Genomic DNA, 16,347 nt, shown 5'->3' with positions numbered 1-16,347 from the left:
TCTGGCAGGTCAGCCAAGGGAAAACGGCCTGAAGTTCCTGGGCACGCGTCGGGGCCAAACTGCCCGGCTCTTTAGCTCCAGACGTGGATTTCCCGCTCCATCGCCTCCCAGGCCCCCTGACGGACGACGGCCGGGGGATGTTCCCGGGCGGTGCGCGCCACGTCATGGAACACGAACTGCGTCATCGCGCGCATCGTGAGGTCGATGCCGGACGATTGACGCACCTCATCAATCACTTCAACGAAACGGGGGCGGCTTTGATCATCCGTGATGTGAGAGAGCGCGTTGCGCCGTTCGTTGAAGCTGTCGAGGTGCTTCCCGATTGCGAGACCCTCGGCATAAGCCATCGTTGAGAACGTCTCAAGCCGAAGCCGTGTGAGCGCAGGTCCTCCTGAACCTAATTCGGGGCGAAGTGCTTCGGCCAGGCCATATCCGCGCCAGTACATTGCTGTCTGCATCATTTCAGGCCATGGCTCGCTCATCCCCTGGATCGCAAGTACGTGCTCGATGAGGCCTTCGAACGCTGCCCGGACATTTTCGTCGGATGGCGACAATGCCGGCGCAACCGGGAGGTCGCTCCCCTTACGGCCGATTACACTACCCAGCGTCCAGCCAATGATCTTCGGGCTGAGGACCGGCGGCAGCGGCGTCGGGATTCCGTCGACCTCGGCCAGAACACGCGTCATGACCATGGCTTCGAGTTTCGCGGAGAGCTCGCCGCAGGCTCCGCTGGCATGCAGGCCGGCCAGCAGCCAGGTCGCAAATTGCGAGTGCTGTTCCGTCAAGGCGAATTGGTCGACGCTGTCTGATGTCAGGTACTCAAGGTCAGAGGTCCATTTCGCGTTGTACGCCTCCCCGGCTTCGGCGAGCCACTCAAGCGGAAGGTGAATCGAGGCAAGTTGGTCCTCCAAGGCGTTTTCGTATTGCTTTTCGCCTGCGAGGAGTTTGTACAGCTCAACGAACACGAGCGGCACAAAGACGCAATTCATTTGTTCCACAGCAGGCGCTCCAACCATTCAGCAAGCGGTTCGAGTGGCCGGTCCGGTGCATCTCCGCGCAGCACCGACTCCGGGATACGTATCTGCCCGATGTCCCTCAGACTGACCCGAGGAATGACGCCGAACAGGAGAATATTGCGGAGCCCATAGCCGGCCTGCCCGTTGAGGAAGGCGGCGACCACTTCGGTCAGATGCGGCTCGGCGAGGCGCACCCGGTAGACGCCGGAATCGATGATCGAGCGCTTTTCGACAACCCTGGCGTTCGCGCGCTCTCCGACAACCGCGATGAGCAGGTCTCGGGCTTCGGCCACAGAAGAGCTGGGCGTCTCGATCATCCATCGAGTGATGGGACGGCCGGCAAGCCCCGACCCGGTCATCACCGGAAGCGCACCGTCGGCAGGCGCAGTGAGTGTCGCGTTTCGGTCGAATGACTTCCCTGGCTTGATCTCGATGGCCAGGTCAGCGAGAGGAACTCCGTCGAAGAGCCGCTCAGGTTCCGGCGTTGCCAACGCGATCTTCCACTCGATCCGTCGCAGATCTGCTGTGGTCCACCATGTTGCAACGGCGTCCTCCTCCTGGCCATGGGATTGCGATTCGACCGCGACCAAAGGGCTGACCATCCGTGCACGGGTTTCGTCATCGGGCCAGGGAAGCGCAGCATCACCGATTCGCGCCCGTCTTGCCGATAGGGAATCAGTCAGGAACGCTCGACGGAACGCTCGCCCAGCAACCGAGCTAAGCACTGCCCAGACCCAGTAGGCGTCCGCCCGGCTCGCGAACCGATACGCTGAAAATCCTCCTGACACGGTGGACCCGAACAGGTCAGCGTGCATCATCAGTGCTGGGAGGTCGGCGCGCGCCGGGACAAGGACATCACCGGGTTGCAGGTTCCCAGGGTCTCCGCCGACGAGATGTCCCGCACCCTGGTACTTCGTCGTGCGACGGCGAACACCGCCGTGCACGCGGTCAAGGCCCTCCGGGACTATCACCTGTGAGCCCTGCTCCACGAACAGCCGGGGTTCGATTCGCGTCCCGATCTCATCCAGTCGAAGCGATGGCCACTGTAAAGGCCACCGGAACGCCTTGGCCACGAGCCGTCCCGGATCCCAGTACGGCTCTTTACGAAGATCGACGATCGTCGTCCGGCCCGCGCTCAACGGGCACCGTCTCCGGGATCGTCGATATGAGAGAGCGCCGCCACCATTGCAGGTCCGCCAGGGGCGAGCTGCGTCTCCCAGTCCTCCGAGAGCTGTGCGACGAACGTCTCGCCGGCAGGTAGTTTGTCGACGACCATCAGAACAGTCTGGATCGGCGTGCCGTACGCGGACCCGGCGGGGCATGCGATCAGGGCAGATACCCGGTACTCATTTGCCAGGTATTCCCGGTATGCCTCTGCGGCAGTCAGGAAGGTCATGCCCGGCGGGAGCTGGAACACCGCGCGGCCACCGGGCTTCAGGGCACGGAGGCTCACGTCCACGGCCGCAACGTCTGCCAGCCGGGTCGAGGTACCATTCTGCAGCTCGTATGGCGTGCCCAGCCGGAGACCCAAGGGGGGCGCGGTCACGATCACATCAGCTTCCGGCAAGGCATCCCTAAACGCATCACCGGTTTCGAAGGTGATCCTGGTCGGCGCGGTCTGCCCGATCAGGGAAGCAGCCCGGATGACGTTCAGATCAATGTCGCGCCCAATCGTCTCGATCATGCGACCCTCGCGTGCGGCGCGCTCCTGCAACATCCAGAGAAACGATCCGGAACCGCAGAAAGGGTCCACTACTATTCCGTCAAGCCGTTCCCCAACAAGCGAGCCGATAGCGGTTGAGATAGCGGGCGGGCTCACATAGAAGCTCGCGGACCGGTCACGTTCTGCCAGGTCGGCGAGGACGGCACGCCGGGCCCGCCACAACACAGTCGGATCGACGGCGACGACGTCACCGCTCACCGTCTCGATGCTGGCCTGATGCGAGTCGGCCGACGCGGCCTCAACAAACGCACTCAGGACGGAGGCGCTCAGCTGGCCGTTCCTGCCTCGATTGGCACGCGACCAGACTCGCTGCAGCAGGAGCTCGGTGACCAGCTCAACCGACTTCAACTCTCCGTCCGGCCGTCCGCTGAGCGCCGGAGGGCCGGCTGCGGGCTGAAGCGTGCGCAGCCCGTGACCCGCCTGAAACCAGCCCTCGTCCGTCAGGACGTAGTGCTCGACCGTTCCGAGCGCGGCCCGAACCTGGGCCAGCTGCGGCAGCGCTGCTTCAGGGCGCTGCCCGTGCTTGATCTCGATGGCCAGGCGCGGGACGATCTCTCCCGTCTCGTCGACTCCCCAGGCAAGTACATCGGCTTGAAGGCGCACCGCGCCCGGTACCCGCACTTCTGTCTGCACGATGGGATAGCCAAGCCCGCGCAGCTGGTCCACGATCTCTCGGATACGTGCCTGCTCGCTCCGCATGGACTCTCCTCTTATCATTTGGGCAACCTGCCAAAGTAGCACGCCAACTCCGGTTGGAGCAAGGCCAAGGCTCCGGCACTGCGGGTCGAGCGCCAGCGGTGTTGCCCGAGTCGAGAGCCCGAAGGACTCATGCGCTGTCCTTCAATTCCAGGGTGAGCCCCAGTGCCTGGGCAATCTTGGCGATGGTCGTGGTCGTGACGTCGTGATTCGCCTCGACGCGCGCGATCGTCGGACGCGAAACGCCTGATTTCTCGCCGAGCTCCGCCTGCGACCAGCCGTGCTTCTTTCGGGCTTCGCGGATGGTGTCACCGAAGGGCACCTGCCCGGCTTCGCTCATGACTGCGACGCCTCTGTTTCGGCTTCCGGGTCAGCTGCACGGTGCTGCGCGTGAAGGGCCTCCGCGGCGATCTCTGCAATCTGTCCGAGGAACGCAGGGTCAGTCATGTACGACTGGATCTCCTGTGACTCGCTGACGGTCTTCAGCACGGCAAGCCCGACCGCTCCGCTGAAGCCCTCGGATGCCTTGAGTTGCGCGACGGTGTTGTTCTTGGCCATTGCCACGGCTTCCTCGTTTGCATCGAGGAAGCCCCAGAACGTGGTGATGAAGCCAGAGACGCTCTTCGGGCTCACGTCGATGCCCTTGGCCTTGAACATCTCATTCACCTTCTCGATGGCCTCATCGAGCGGGCCGCGCTTCGGCGTGTTTCCCGCCTTGTGCTGCCCGTCAAACTCGGGCAGCTTGATGCCTTCGCTGCTCCCCTCGCCCAGCGAGTGGTCCTCGTTGATGGCTGACGGCAGGAGCTTGACGCCCGAGAGCTGCACGCCTTCAAGATAGCTGTCGTCGTAGTCGTTGCCATCGGGGTGGAGGTTGCGCCCCAGCAGAGTCGCAAGGATTGCGCGACGGTGCAGCTCGGGGTCCTGATAGTCGACGATCTGACTAAGGAACTGCCAGGCGTTGCGGTAGCTCAGCACGTCCGCGCGGAAGCTGTTCAGCGTGTCCTTCCGTGCCTTGTCCTTTGCCAGCACCGCTTGCCTCCACTGACCAGTCCAGCGGTTCTTAACCGGCGAGAGCGCCTTGGCGATGGCTTCTCCCCCGGCATCTTCCAAGAAAGCATCAGCGATAGCGTCCATCTCGTCGTGGGAATATAGCCCCGCGGTGTCGAGCCGTTCACCGATTGTGTAGAGCGCGTTGGGGTCGACATCACCCTCAACATGAGCGTCGGAGTAGTAGAGCTTGAAGTCTTTCTGGATGCTCGCCGGGGTGTTGCGGAAGTCGACGACCATCGGGGCTGTCTTGCCTGGATAGATGCGGTTCAGCCTTGAAAGTGTCTGGACCGTGGCGACGCCGGAGAGCTTCTTGTCCACGTACATGGCCATAAGGCGCGGCTCGTCGAAGCCGGTCTGGAACTTGTTCGCAACGATGAGGACCCGGTAGATGCCCTCCTCGCGGAATGCTTTGGCGACATCGCTGCGACCGTTGAGAGAGATCTCGGTGACGCTTTCCCCGGTTTCGTCCGTGAGCGAACCTGAGAAGGCCACCAGTGTACTCATGTCGTCATAGCCCTGTGAGGCGATGTAAGCGTCCATCTTCCTCGACCAACTGAGCGCTTCCATGCGCGAGCTCGTCACGACCATGGCCTTCGCCTCGCCGCCGAGCATCTGCATGACGTTCCGCCGGAAGTGCTCGATCACAACACGGACCTTCTGCGCGATCGCGGTGTGGTGGAGACGGGCATAGCGGATGATGTTGGTTACGGCCTCGCCGGTGTTGACCTGTATCTCGCTCTCGGAGGCCTCCCCCTCGAGTGTGTTCTTCACTCTCAGGAACATGTCGTAGGTCGAGTAGTTGGTGAGCACATCGAGGATAAAGCCCTCTTCGATCGCCTGCGCCATCGTGTAGGTGTCAAAGGCCTCCCATCGGCCGTCGCGCTCGGTGCCGAACAGGCGCAGTGTCTTGGCCTTCGGTGTCGCGGTGAGGGCGATGAAAGTGATGTTGCTCGAGGCTGCGATGGCCGAGTCCTTGGCCAGCAGCAGGTCGTCGGCGCTGATGTCGTCTTCGTTCTCGTCGAGTTCGACGTCGGCTAGCAGTTCCTTGAGTTGCCGTGCTGCAGAGCCGGACTGCGACGAGTGCGCTTCGTCGGCGACCACAGCCCAGTGCCGGCCGCGCAGTTCTTGCGTGTCTTCGATCAGCTTCATGACCTCGGGGAACGTCTGCAGGGTGCAGGTGATGATGTGGTCGCCGTCGAGGAGCGCCTTTCTCAGTTGCGGCGACTTTGCGCCGGACTTTTCACCGACAGTGACCACGAGGCCCTGGCTCGACTGCACAAGGTTCATGTCGTCGCGGATGTTCTCGTCGAGGACGGTGCGGTCGGTGACGACGATGACCGAGTCGAACGTCGACTTCGAATCGGCGCTCATGTGGCGGATCAGGCGATGGCTGAGCCAGGCGATGGTCTTCGTCTTACCTGAGCCGGCTGAGTGCCAGATCAGGTAGCGCTTGCCGGTACCGTTGACCTCGATGTCGGCGATGACGCGCTCGACGGCGCGCAGTTGGTGGAAGCGGGGGAAGACCAGGCGTCCCTCTTCCTTCCTGCCGGACTTGCTCGGCTCGAAAAGTGCGAAGTCCTTCAGGATACGCATGAACATGGGGCGGGCAAGAATCTCGCGCCACAGGTAGTTCGTCGACGAGCCTGTGCCCGACGGCCGGTTGCCTTCATGGCCATCGTTGCCCTGGTTGAAGGGCAGAAACACCGTGTCCCCGCCCTGGAGCTTCGTGGTCATGTAGACGAGGTCGTTGGACACCGCGAAGTGCACCAGCGCGCGGCCCGGCGCGAGCAGCGGACGGTTCTTGCCGGGCTTCCGGTCCTGCTTGTATTGGCGTATCGCGTGGTTGACCGTCTGCGTGTTGTCGGTCTTCAGCTCCATCGTCACGACCGGAATGCCGTTGGCAGTGAGCACTACATCAAGTGCTTCGCTGGTCGTGGTGTCGAAACGCACCTGACGCATGATGCGCAAGCGCACGGCGGCAGAGGCTTCGAGCACCTCCGTGAGGTTGGGGTTCGCGGGCGGGAACGCCATCATCGGCCCGAACTTCGCGGCGGGGCGGCCGATCTGGGCGTAGGTGAAGCCCTTGCGTAGCACGCCGAGCAGCCCGCCGACCGGATGCCCGGTGGTCGGGTCCATCCTCGTGGTCTTGGCGAGTTCCCTGGTGATGTGCTGCAGCAGCTTGCGCTCGGCGTCGTCCTTCTGTCCGTTGACGAGGTCGCCGGGCACGGCCTTCTCATACTCCTCCGGGTACTGGGTGCTGAGCCAGTGCAGCACGTCGGCGGGGACCATGGCCAGAGCGATGTCCCAGCCGGTCGGCTTGCCGTTGTCTTCGTACAGCCAGCCGCGATCGGCTAGCTCGATGCAGAGGTTCTCCTCGAACTCCAGCTCCATCAGCTGTGCGTGGCTCATGCGACTTCCTTCTGTCCAGTCACGACGTCAGTGATGAGCGCGGCACGCCGCTCGACGAGCAGTGACTTCAGGTCGGCAACCCTCGCTAGCATGGCATTGATCTTGCCGGTGACCTCGTCGAGGTGGTCTGTGATGTTGCGCTGTTCGTCCGTCGACGGGAGTGGGATCGAAAGTCCAAACAGATCTCGGACGTTGATGCGAGGAGTCCGAACATTGCTCTGGTCTGCGGAACCGATACCTCGCAGCCACTGAGACATCTCTTCGACGAACTCGGGAGATCGCATGATGTACTCAGCCCAGTCCGCAGCGAGCCCAGCCTGCGGACGCAGCACGGCGTAGTCTGGGCTCACAAGCCCATCGATGTGGGCTTGTCCGAGACCACCCTGAAACGCGCGCATCCTGTTGAGCACGATTTCCCCTGCTCGGACGATTTTGTACTTGGATAGATCCGCACTCGCCTGCTGCCGAGAAGACGACTCATCACGCAGCTGAACGCCATGGTGAATCGACACCGAGAGCAACGGGAGATCCAGGTTATGACTCTCCGCTCTTTCGTCTACCTCGCTCATGAGCCACTGAAGTCTGACAAGCTCAAACCCCATCGTGTGGAGCGTCGAACCAGCAACTGCACGCCGCACCCTCAGTTTCTCGGCCAGCTCTTCCAGTTTGCCGATCATCGCCTCGATCTCGCCGGTCTCACGGTCGAGATAGTCGGCAATGACGAGTTGTGCGGCGTGGTCGAATTGAACGACCGGATACTCGCGAAGACTCATCCACTCCACTCGAGGCATCTTTGTGCCCTTGGAAGCTGCCTCGGCGAAGCGCACAAAGTTACGGCTGCCCACGATGTAGGCCAAGTAGCGTGGGTCGGTGCCGGGCTCCGGACGGTAGACGTGTATGTCGCCGCCGGCCGTGCCTTCGCGATCGGCGAGCCAGTATTTGGCCAGATAGGGACGGAGCTTTCCGAACAGCACGTCGCCCCGCTGGAACCGCGTGCCTTTCGCCTCGTAGCGAGAGAGGTCGCCCTTAACAAGCTGGCCCGTGCCGGAAACCAGGTCTTCGAGAGACACTTGGAAATCGAGCGGGTGTTCTGATGACGAGACCAGGGTCGCGTTCACCCAAAATGGCGCGGTCTTCATTCTTCGCTTACCGCCATGAACATCTCCGCCAACTCGCCCATGAGCTTCTGGACGTCGGCATCGATCTCGGCGAGGGGGCGCGGTTCCTCCGGCACGTAGAAGAGCCGCGTGAACGGGATCTCGGTGCCGTACTTGGCCCTAGTCACGTCCCACTGGACATCGGGCGCGAATGGCAGCACCTCGCGATCCATGTGGTCCGCGAAGTCCTCGCTCAGAGGCACTCGCTCGGTGAGCTTCCAGCCGTCCGCGATCACGCGGTTGCCCTTGCGGTCGACGGCCAACGGCGCAGAGTCATCGACCACAGCCATCGCGTTCATGACGGCGTCGATGAGACCGAGTGGAGCTTTCAGACCGGCAGCCTTCGCGGTCTGCGGGAACGACTTCGGCAGATCGTTCCATGGTGTTCCATCGAGCAATTTCAGCACGCCGACGTGCCCGTCAGTGAAGTCCCGGCGCGTGCTGAGCGCTCCTACGGCCTCCTCGCTAAAACGCGTCGCGAAGCGGGCCTGCTTGTAGACCGGCACGTCGCGGAACATGAAGTCTTCGGGCGTCATCACGCGGGAGATGGCGGGATCGGCGTGCTCGAATGCTTTGTACGCCTCGAGCACCACGTTCCGTTTCCCTTTGCGCATCTCTCTTCGCTTCTCACCCATGGGCTTGCGAAGTGAATCCCACTGGCCGGAGCCGTCGATCAATTGGATCTTGTGGGCACGCTCGGGATCCTTGTTGGTATCCAGGATCCAGACGTAAGTAGCGATGCCGGTGCCATAGAACATGTTCGTCGGCAGGGCGATGATCGCGTCGATGAGGTCCTCCTCTAGCAGCCACTGCCGGATTCCGTTAGGGCCCTTGTCGCTGCTGAATAGAGGCGAAGCGTTTGAGACCACAGCGGCGCGGCCGCCCTGACCGTTTGTCTCGGCGGGGCTGAGCTTCGAGGCGCAGTGCGCCAGGAACAACATCTGGCCGTCGGCAGTACTCGGCAGGCCATGGCTGAAGCGTGAGCCGTGCACTTTGGCTTGGTCCCGGACCGACTTCTGGTCCACGGACCAGTCCATGCCGAACGGCGGGTTCGAGAGCACGTAGTCGAAGGTCTGGTCCTTGTAGAGGTCCTCGACGAGGGTGTTGCCCTGCTTGATCGCGTCCGGACGGCCACCTTGGATGAGCAGGTCTGCCTTGCCGAGTGCGAACGCTGAGGGCATGAGCTCCTGACCGTAGAGCGTCACGTCAATCTTCCCATTCATCCGCCTCAGCGCGTCCTGGGCGATAAGCAGCATGCCGCCGGAACCCGCGGTCGGATCGTAGATTGAGCGCGCCGCGCTCTCCCCCGCCAGGGTCTCGTCGTCATTCGTAATGAGGATGTCGACCATTAGCTTGATCGCGTCGCGCGGGGTGTAAAAGTTGCCCGCGGCCTTCCCCTTCTTGTTGAAGGCCCGGTACATGATGTCCTCGAAAACATCGCCCATCGCGGTGTTTTCGAGTTTGCTCGGAGCAAGGTCCAGCGTCGAGAAATGCTTGATGACGGCGTGCAGGCGGTTCGCCTCGGCAAGGACCTTTGCGCGCCTGGCGAAGTCGAAGGAGACCCAGATGTCGGCGATGTTGTTCGAGAAGCCGGCGATGTAGGCTTTCAGGGAATTCTCGACATTGTCGTCGACAGAGGCGATCGTGGTGAGGTCGAGCGGCGAGACGTTGTAGAAGCTGAGCTTGAACTTTTCCTTGACGGCGATGTCAATGAAGTGCGGCGGCATATCCCCAAGGGAAGCTACGAACTGGGTCACCTCTTCCTTCGAGTCCGCCAGCATGCACTCCAGACGGCGCAGCACCGTGAATGGGAGGATATAGTCTCCGTAATCCTCCTCGTCAACGATATTGCGCAGGAACTTGTCCGCGGTGTCCCATACAATGCGAGCAGTCGTACTGGTGGATATCGCCGTGGGCTCTGGCATGCTTGTTCGTTCCTGACTCACTTGTAGATCCTTGTATCAAGAACTTTACATCGGGCCGTGTATCAGGAACGTGACATCCTGCTCGTGTCTGAGACAAACGGGATCACGCCGGACTGCGGATATGGCACTGGGATCACCGGCCTGGAGCAAGGGAATGAGTCTGAGTGGTAACGATAGTCGCCGCTAATCGCTCAGATCTCTTCGAACGGCAGGTTCACTCTCTCATCACCGACGTCGACGGCTGATCCCGGCGGCGCTGCTCGTGGGTGGTCTTGGTACAGCGCGTCGGAGAGCCCCATGCCTGTGGTGGCGAGGACCTGTTCCCAGATGAATGCCATGGGCATGACTTTATCGTTCAGCCGTACTCACGGAGGATCTTAGTGACACGAGCGGTGAGTTCGTCGGCTCTGGCCAGGATCCGTTCCTCTTCCTCCGACGAGATCTCGTGTCTGGTAGAACGCGGCTCAGGATCAGGCATCGGAGTGCGGACAGGGGCAGGGCCTTCCAGCAAGGCGTCCATGGCTCGGATGACTGCCGTGAGCGACGAGGGGTGCATCGAGGCGTAGGGGTCGACGTAGCCCCAGCGATCGATCGCAGGCAGCATGCCGACGCAGAAGAGCCAGTCAGGGTTGGCGTCCGGTAGCAGGTGGCGGTGCTCGTCGTCCTCCCGGTCGCGGCGGTGGCCCAGTGCCCGGACGGCCCCGTGCGACCACCCGTTATTGGTGCCGACTACCTCGAGCCACGACCATACGGCGCACGCGGAGCAGGACTGCGCATCGGGTGCGACGCCGATACGTGGGCGCAGCCGTTGCATCTCATTCGGCCTGAGGCCCAGCGCACCTGCTCGGTCCAGGCCCAGTCCCCCGTGCCCGGGCGGCGCGATCATCACCGCGGCGAAGAGCATTCGCCGCAGGCGCAGACGGAAGACCCATTGGGTCGCAGGATCTTGGATCAGTACGGTGGCGCGCTTTACCAGCCGACGGAGCGATTCGGGGTTGTCTTTGTGGCAGCGCGGCCAGGCCGGGGCGACGGTTGGCTCCTGACTGATCATTCGCCGTAACGAGGCCAGCACAGCGCGCGATGCCCCGACCTGCCTGGAGAAGAGAGCAAGGGTGGCGTCGTCGACCAACTCGGTGGGCTTGCCCGCGACCGAGCACCAGTCGAGCCAGAGATCGGGCAGGGCAGTCGTCATTCTCTTGATTGTCCCACCGGGCGCTGGACAGCTCTGGCTTTTCGTTCTTCATGTCCCCTGCAGCCGAGTGCATGACTATGCGCTGGTTGTGAGTGATTCAACAATCACCGCGTCACGCGAAGGCAGTCCTTCTCCATGCCCCGATAAGCGCACTTATCAGGGACCCAACGGCAAATGTCACTACACCGACTTGCTCCGAGCCAGATCGTGGGAAGGACAGTTCCCGCAAGCGGCCCGACGGGCCGCCCTATCCGCGGGTGGCAGATCAAGCCACTAGCACGCGAGAGGGACATGCGTGGATGATCCGAAGCGTGAACGCCTCAGCGCGTAGCAGTGACCACATTTAGAATTGATCCCATGGAGCGCAAAGGTAAAAAGGGGCAGGCTTCTTCCGAGGCCGCCGCTAAAGCCATCGCGTTGCGGCCGATCCCGCCGGAGGCCATTCGCTCCGGGGCCACTGTCGCGGCCGCCATCGCGATCCGTCGCGAGCAAGAGCGTCTGACGGCACTCGGGGGCAATCCAGACCGGCGCTGACGCGAGCTTGCGATTGGACCAGAAGTCATCCCTAAGCAGTCGGGAATTCGGCGTCCGCCGGCAACCCTGTACTGCACCTTGAACGGCCAGGGGCGCTACGCTCGGAATCCTCCGACCGCCACACGCCGGCGGGTTCCTGCGGTGGAGTAGACTCGGACCATCATGATCAGCCCGTTGCCGTCAGGCAGGCCTGATTTTCTTTGCCACTGCAGGCTCCGCTTCTCTGCGAAGGCTGCTCTCAGTTCGCCGACTGATTCGGGATGCGGTGGTGCAGCCGAACGAATTCGACGGGCACCTATTTGTCGCGGCGCCCGTGCCGTCGTAGGGCTCCGATATCAAGGCGGCGCGGGCCTCGGTTGCCTGCTTGGGCCCGGCCTCGGTCTTCCAGCCCACCTCGTCCACGATCGCTCCCAAGTCTGAGCTCGAGACAGTCCATGGCGATATCAAAGGCCAATTCCATGTCGGTAACCCGCGAACCGGCTACGCACCGTCTTCCTTAGCCCCACGGGCAAAGTCGGCGAGTGACAGCGCCATCTGCGCCTTTGTGAGCAGCAGGTGTCCCCCTGCCATCCTTGATCAAGGTACTGGTCTCATGAGTAGGCGATCTCCGTCACCACGTCACCTCTCCATGCTCCTCTATATAGGCATGGTAGATCGGTTGGGATCTCGCAGTGGTCGGTGTCCCGGAAGCGGGTCTCATCGACCACACTCCGAAAGTTTTGGGGGCCAGAGGCGGGCACCCACCTCGTAACCTGCAGTCACACCGCTCAGTGAGGGGAGGTGGGTCTGACGCCAGATGCCCCACCAATCGCGACAGGAGCAGTCAGCGCGGAAGCAGATCAAAATAGGCGGTGCCAGAATTCCAGCTGATTGGGTGCAGTAATGTACCCACGGCAGGGTTCAAGGCACTCCACATCATGCCGTTGCCGGCGTAGATGCCAACGTGCCCCCAGTTGTTCGGTCCCTGCGGATTCTGAACCACCAAATCCCCCGGCTTCGGGGTGTCCGTTTGTACCCCAACACGCCACTGCTCTACCCGGGGCAGTTCGATACCGGCCTGACGGTAGATCCATTGCACGTAACCTGAACAGTCCCATGCCTTAAATGCAGTACCGCCCCACACATACCGTCCGCCTAGACCTTCCTGCGTGAACCGTAGGATGTCCTGGCGGAGCTGACTTAGATTTTGCCAAGGGGCCCCAGACCGCTCTACGGGCGGTGACGATGAGCAAAGAGCCGGCGATGTGTCTGTTTCCAAGGCCGCAACGACGGCTGTCGCTGCCCGTTCCCAACGCGCATAGAGCTCGGGGAAAGCAGATACCTGGACCGCCTGGGCAGCCAGGCCTTTGTCCATTGCCTGCCACCCCGGTATGTCGAGCAGCCCTCGAGGACTTCCTCGGTTTGGTCCCAGTGGGCCGCCATAGAAGGCGCGGGCGTTGTAGAAAGCGTTCATTAGCTGCTCGACACTCCCCCAGCCCGCCCCGGGACGCTGTTGGGCCGATCCTATCGAGTCATGGTCACTGCCGACGCCGTCATTCGGAAAGCCCAGGGAAGCCGGCACGCTGGGGTTTGCGAGTACGCGCAATCCCGACTCCTGCATTGCCATCATGATGGCAATGATCTGTCCCGACCGGGGTACGCCGAGCTGTTTGCCGACCCCGACGTACGCGCGCGCCACACTTTCCTGTCGCGAGTTCAGCTCGTATAGGACCTGGCTGCCATCGCGGACCTCCAGGCCACCGCCAGTCCCCGTACCCGTGCTGATAGATGCGGCATCAGCCGGAACACAAGCGACAGTTGGCTCCCTTCTCAGACCAGCAAGTAGAGCCACACCCGCGACGAACGCCATCAGGCCGAGAAGCACAAGGACAGTCGAAGCGGCAGCGACACCCTTGAGGAGTGCCCGCCTTTTAACCAGACCGGCCACGGCCATAGGACCGAGCATCAGTAGACGATCCGGTCTGCGGTCGCATAGAAGGCCACCATGACGCAGCGGTCAGCCGGAGCTGTAATCGCAGGCGGGCAGTTCAGCATCACCGTTATAGGTGCGGAATAAGCGTTTTGGTCCCTGCTCGTCTCATCGACCACTTGCACGATCACAGTGCACACATGAAGGCCTACCCAGGGAGGTGGGAATTCCTGAACTTTGGCCAACTCAAGATCGCAGCGAACAGATTGCGCTGTGCCGGTCCGGCGCGCCGACTCCCGTCCAAGGCTCGCGAAGGAAGTGGCAGTCACACCAGTGGCCTCGAACTCTTTGACTAACACCGATAAGGGGTTGGATCCATCGGGAAGCAACTCCCACCACGAGCGCACCCGTGCATACACATCCGAATACGACGACGAGCGGCTGTCCCAGGTGTAGATTCCCCTTGCTGCCTCTAAAGCGAGCGCACGGAAGTCGCGCGTTGGCGAAAGATCAACAGGCGAGGCCAGTGCGGCCACATTGGTTTCGCCAGGGAGAGCAGAGGGCGCGCCCGTTGCTGCGGGTGTCCCGGAAGGTACTGACGCTGGAGGCATGCTTGGTGTCGGGCTTGGGACCGGCGCCGCAGCGGACCTACCGACCGGCCGGAACAGGATGACAAGGCCGCCTATCAGCAACACAACGAAGAGTCCGGCAACGAACGAGCGCTGACGGCCCACCGGAAGGAGTGCACGCAGTCCCCGGCCAACCATGACTTATGCAGTCTGCCTGTTGGCCTCGTGCTGGAGCACGCGCCAAGCTGTCCGGTACAACTGCCGCGCGAAACCGATATTCACGGCGACATACCGCTCAGTGACACCAAGCTCCGTCGCCAGCGCCGCCATCTGCACAGACCTAGGCAGGCCGCGCAACCCTGGACGGACTATGGTCTCCGCGACTCTTCTCAGAACAGCCGTGGGAAGGCAATCCGCAGCGCACCGGCAAAGACCTTCCATGCTGACCCCCGGCTCGGGGTGGCAGTTCAAAGCAGCATTGATAGTCATGGCGGTCTGCCGCACGACGGTAACGGCATGCCAGCGCCTCCTGTCCCTTGGCGAGGGCGGCCCGTAATGCCTTGGCCCGACTAAGCTTGAGACAGCCAATTGCCAGGTATCCTCCCTCACGTTTTTTTGCACCAGGCCAAGCATGGCCTGAGCCCAGGCGTGATCGACATACTTCTCCGTGCTGTCCCAACCCAACCCGGCGCTGACGACAGCAAGCACTTCAGGTGAGGGTTCCGCCGTCGTGAAATCCATGAGCAGCGGCAAAGTCTGATGACTAAGTTCGCGCCGGACGTGTGCCGCGCAGATCTTGTTGCAGACACCTTGGACCCAGGCTTCGAACGGAATGCCGGGCAACTCCCGGTAGCGCCCCTTCGTCACGCCGTCCCATACGGCGACCCGGATATCCTGCATGAGGTCGTCCACATCGCACATGCGCCCAATCCGCGTAAGACGGGAAACCACGTAACCCTGAACACTGTTGACCGCGCTCATGATGCGGTCGATCGGGATATTGCACTCCCCTGCCGCAGGAGGGTTTAGCAATGAGACGTCGACAGTGATGGTCTTAACTGGTTCCCGGATGGGTTTATTTGCTTTGGCGTCGAGTTCCACGACTTCACCGCTTTTGTTCAGATCGAGTAGTAAGCAGAGTCGCGGGTAGAGCAACTCGCGGATGTGGATGCGCAGATCCACCAACGACCAGTAGAAGCTATAGAAGTTATTGTCGAAGATACTTAAAGTATCGTCAAGGGTGCCGTTCTTACTTTTTGGTCAACCTTCGGGAAGAATGTGGCTATGCCGCGGATTACCCAGCCACACGACGCCGCCTGGTCGGCTGACGTTGAGGCTGCCGTCGCCACTTTTGGCAACCGGTCGCGGAACGAGATTCTCCGATTCCTCACGGCGAATGGACCGGCGACGCGAGGCGACATTGTCGCAGCCGTCAGCGCCGGCGAACCGAGCGTAGCTAAGCACCTCACCGCCCTGGAGGACGCGGGCGTGGTGATAGTCGACGTCGAACCTGGGCGCCGGCACGGGCGCTCGCCCCGGTACTCTGCCAACGCAGCCCGAATAAAGGAACTGCTCGACGCGCACCTAGGCTACCTGCTCGAGAAGTAGTGGCAACGTTTGCGACGGCGGTAGCGCCTGTTCGATCTATTCCGCTGCTTCACCCGCGTCTGACGATGAACCCGCCGCTGCTTGCTCACCTTCCGGCCGCCGGCTGATGTCCCTGTTCAAATACTCTGTGATGACACGAAGCGTTTCCGGGGACACATCACCAAGAGTCCTGGCCGCAAACGTCTTCACACGAGCTGCGCGCAGGGACTTCACAAACTCAAGCTGTGAATCAATGCGCTCGGGCAGGTCAGCGGCCTCGCCTCCCTGCAGATACCCAGGGTCGACATTGAAGATTTCACACAGAGCTCCCAGCAACGCCGGGTCACTGACGAGTCTCCCCGTGCCGTCCTTCATGTAGAACCAGCGGGCTCTGGAAAGCTTGATTCCCCTGCTCTGCAGCTTCTGCTGAACCTCACGGAACGTGACCGGCTGACCTCGCTCGGCAACCACAACATCAAGCAGAAGGTTCAGGCGTCGCGCCAACTCTGCCTGTGGAGACGAGCCAGCACTGAATGCCTCTTGGTCAGAAGACAAGACCCGCCTCCCTTCTGGTGCGATG

General features: G+C 62.0%; 16 protein-coding genes. 3 read left to right on the top strand and 13 right to left on the bottom strand.

All coding sequences use genetic code 11. From position 1 onward, the window contains the following. Positions 1 to 71: 71 nt before the first annotated feature. Together ACEN9K_RS09995 and ACEN9K_RS09990 are read right to left on the bottom strand one after the other, a co-directional pair. Positions 72 to 998: a hypothetical protein gene (locus tag ACEN9K_RS09995; RefSeq protein WP_495635620.1), complete on the bottom strand. Its 927-nt coding sequence runs from the start codon at positions 996 to 998 to the stop codon at positions 72 to 74. Beyond that, positions 986 to 1,618: a hypothetical protein gene (locus ACEN9K_RS09990; protein ID WP_495635619.1), complete on the bottom strand. Its 633-nt coding sequence runs from the start codon at positions 1,616 to 1,618 to the stop codon at positions 986 to 988. Before ACEN9K_RS09990 ends, ACEN9K_RS09995 begins: the two co-directional genes overlap by 13 nt. A gap of 207 nt (positions 1,619 to 1,825) precedes the next feature. Between ACEN9K_RS09990 and ACEN9K_RS09985 the strand changes: the two genes are divergently transcribed. After that, positions 1,826 to 1,993 (top strand): hypothetical protein, encoded by a 168-nt coding sequence (locus tag ACEN9K_RS09985; RefSeq protein WP_495635618.1) that lies wholly within the window; start codon positions 1,826 to 1,828, stop codon positions 1,991 to 1,993. A gap of 158 nt (positions 1,994 to 2,151) precedes the next feature. Here the strand turns inward: ACEN9K_RS09985 and ACEN9K_RS09980 are convergent, their stop codons facing one another. The 7 genes from ACEN9K_RS09980 to ACEN9K_RS09950 form a co-directional block, all read right to left on the bottom strand. After that, the gene (locus ACEN9K_RS09980) at positions 2,152 to 3,438 is read right to left on the bottom strand and encodes an N-6 DNA methylase (protein ID WP_495635617.1); all 1,287 of its coding nucleotides are present in this window, start codon (positions 3,436 to 3,438) and stop codon (positions 2,152 to 2,154) included. 127 nt (positions 3,439 to 3,565) lie between these two features. Further along, positions 3,566 to 3,775: a helix-turn-helix transcriptional regulator gene (locus ACEN9K_RS09975; RefSeq protein WP_495635616.1), complete on the bottom strand. Its 210-nt coding sequence runs from the start codon at positions 3,773 to 3,775 to the stop codon at positions 3,566 to 3,568. Continuing rightward, positions 3,772 to 6,894: a type I restriction endonuclease subunit R gene (locus tag ACEN9K_RS09970; RefSeq protein ID WP_495635615.1), complete on the bottom strand. Its 3,123-nt coding sequence runs from the start codon at positions 6,892 to 6,894 to the stop codon at positions 3,772 to 3,774. Before ACEN9K_RS09970 ends, ACEN9K_RS09975 begins: the two co-directional genes overlap by 4 nt. Further along, positions 6,891 to 8,033, bottom strand: a complete 1,143-nt coding sequence (locus tag ACEN9K_RS09965; RefSeq protein ID WP_495635614.1) for a restriction endonuclease subunit S — start codon at positions 8,031 to 8,033, stop codon at positions 6,891 to 6,893. The genes ACEN9K_RS09970 and ACEN9K_RS09965 overlap by 4 nt, the downstream gene beginning before the upstream one ends. Continuing rightward, positions 8,030 to 9,997: a type I restriction-modification system subunit M gene (locus tag ACEN9K_RS09960; RefSeq protein ID WP_495635613.1), complete on the bottom strand. Its 1,968-nt coding sequence runs from the start codon at positions 9,995 to 9,997 to the stop codon at positions 8,030 to 8,032. The genes ACEN9K_RS09965 and ACEN9K_RS09960 overlap by 4 nt, the downstream gene beginning before the upstream one ends. Before the next feature lie 170 nt (positions 9,998 to 10,167). Beyond that, on the bottom strand, positions 10,168 to 10,314 hold the full coding sequence (locus ACEN9K_RS09955; RefSeq protein ID WP_495635612.1) for a hypothetical protein: 147 nt from the start codon (positions 10,312 to 10,314) through the stop codon (positions 10,168 to 10,170). Positions 10,315 to 10,331: 17 nt separating this feature from the next. Next, positions 10,332 to 11,168, bottom strand: a complete 837-nt coding sequence (locus ACEN9K_RS09950; RefSeq protein ID WP_495635611.1) for a hypothetical protein — start codon at positions 11,166 to 11,168, stop codon at positions 10,332 to 10,334. A gap of 357 nt (positions 11,169 to 11,525) precedes the next feature. On the opposite strand from ACEN9K_RS09950, the gene ACEN9K_RS09945 reads away from it, so the two are divergent. After that, positions 11,526 to 11,702, top strand: a complete 177-nt coding sequence (locus ACEN9K_RS09945) for a hypothetical protein (RefSeq protein ID WP_165838088.1) — start codon at positions 11,526 to 11,528, stop codon at positions 11,700 to 11,702. Between the two features lie 823 nt (positions 11,703 to 12,525). Here ACEN9K_RS09945 and ACEN9K_RS09940 read toward each other — a convergent pair. The 3 genes from ACEN9K_RS09940 to ACEN9K_RS09930 all read right to left on the bottom strand — a co-directional run bounded on the left by ACEN9K_RS09940 (position 12,526) and on the right by ACEN9K_RS09930 (position 15,362). After that, on the bottom strand, positions 12,526 to 13,380 hold the full coding sequence (locus ACEN9K_RS09940; RefSeq protein WP_133247112.1) for a C40 family peptidase: 855 nt from the start codon (positions 13,378 to 13,380) through the stop codon (positions 12,526 to 12,528). Positions 13,381 to 13,646: 266 nt separating this feature from the next. Next, complete coding sequence (locus tag ACEN9K_RS09935) at positions 13,647 to 14,147, bottom strand: hypothetical protein (RefSeq protein ID WP_133247113.1); 501 nt, start codon at positions 14,145 to 14,147, stop codon at positions 13,647 to 13,649. Positions 14,148 to 14,381: 234 nt separating this feature from the next. Then, on the bottom strand, positions 14,382 to 15,362 hold the full coding sequence (locus ACEN9K_RS09930) for a hypothetical protein (protein ID WP_134164336.1): 981 nt from the start codon (positions 15,360 to 15,362) through the stop codon (positions 14,382 to 14,384). Positions 15,363 to 15,464: 102 nt separating this feature from the next. Between ACEN9K_RS09930 and ACEN9K_RS09925 the strand changes: the two genes are divergently transcribed. Then, positions 15,465 to 15,788 (top strand): ArsR/SmtB family transcription factor, encoded by a 324-nt coding sequence (locus tag ACEN9K_RS09925; RefSeq protein ID WP_109864167.1) that lies wholly within the window; start codon positions 15,465 to 15,467, stop codon positions 15,786 to 15,788. Positions 15,789 to 15,824: 36 nt separating this feature from the next. Here ACEN9K_RS09925 and ACEN9K_RS09920 read toward each other — a convergent pair whose 3' ends face one another. Continuing rightward, on the bottom strand, positions 15,825 to 16,322 hold the full coding sequence (locus ACEN9K_RS09920) for a hypothetical protein (RefSeq protein WP_109864168.1): 498 nt from the start codon (positions 16,320 to 16,322) through the stop codon (positions 15,825 to 15,827). Positions 16,323 to 16,347 lie beyond the last annotated feature (25 nt).

The sequence above is a fragment of the Pseudarthrobacter sp. Pseusp20 genome (genome assembly GCF_059492155.1).
The sequence above is the reverse complement of the archived record's forward strand: the minus strand, read 5'-3'. Positions and strand labels throughout refer to the sequence as shown.